The organism is Okeania hirsuta (assembly GCF_003838195.1).
Lineage (GTDB): Bacteria > Cyanobacteriota > Cyanobacteriia > Cyanobacteriales > Microcoleaceae > Okeania > Okeania hirsuta.
Genome location: NZ_RCBY01000612.1, coordinates 1 through 1,095, shown reverse-complemented (window position 1 = coordinate 1,095; position 1,095 = coordinate 1). Strand labels below are relative to the sequence as shown.

Genomic DNA, 1,095 nt, shown 5'->3' with positions numbered 1-1,095 from the left:
GGCTTTGTTGCACAAAAGATGATGTTTAGGGTAAAAATAAAGAAGTCAAGATGGTACACGAAACTACACTCAGCAGATATGAGTAAGAGTAAGTCTAAATCCAACTCCAAGTCCTTGTATCGACTCAAAAACTGGTCTGAGTATGATGCCTCCTTAAAGCAGCGAGGGAGTCTCACTTTTTGGCTGACTCCAGAGGCCATCGAGCAGTGGCTTAATCAGAAAAAAACTGGACGTAGGGGAGCATCTAATAATTATAGTGACACGGCCATTGAATTGATGGTGACTATGCAATCCTTGTATAGTCTGGCCGGACGACAGACCGAAGGTTTTGTCAAATCTATATTTCAATTGATGGACTTAGATTTACCAGTACCTGACCATAGCACTGTATCCCGTCGCTTGCCAAAACTGAATGTTAAACTACCAGTTATACCAACGAACGAAGCAATTCATATGGTAGTAGACTCTACAGGGGTGAAAGTTTACGGCGAAGGTGAATGGAAAACAAGAGTTCATGGTGTCAGTAAACGGCGTACATGGCGTAAATTACATCTAGGAGTTTCGGAGGCCACAGGGGAGATTATCAGTGGGGTAGTGACTACCAATGATGTCAGTGACGACCAAGTATTTTCTGACCTGTTAGATGGAGTAGATGGGGAAATAGCCCAAGTATCAGGAGATGGAGCCTATGACAAGTATAAGTGTTACGAGAAAGCTAGGCAACGAGGGGCAAAGGCAACAATTCCACCCAGGAAAAATGCAGTAATAGGTCAACATGGCAACTGTAAATGCTCACCTCATCCCAGAGATGAAAACCTCAGAAGGATAAGAAAAGTAGGACGCAAGAAGTGGAAACGTGAATGTGGCTACCACCGACGCTCGTTGTCAGAAACTACAATGTTCAGGCTCAAAGTCCTCAATGGATGCAAGTTACGACGACGAAAATTTGATAATCAGGCAGTGGAGTTATTCATACAATGTTCCATACTCAACGTGATGATTCAAAATGGTAAACCCCAGAGCTACAAAGTAGAAATCTAGTTAACTTCCAACTAAGGGAGTTTTTGGCGATCGCTACTTTCATGCAACAAAGCC

At 43.0% G+C, this 1,095-nt stretch carries 1 protein-coding gene; it reads left to right on the top strand.

All coding sequences use genetic code 11. The features are described 5' to 3' along the window. Nucleotides 1-78 precede the first annotated feature (78 nt). On the top strand, nt 79-1,041 hold the full coding sequence (locus D5R40_RS33225; RefSeq protein WP_124143258.1) for an IS5 family transposase: 963 nt from the start codon (nt 79-81) through the stop codon (nt 1,039-1,041). Nucleotides 1,042-1,095 lie beyond the last annotated feature (54 nt).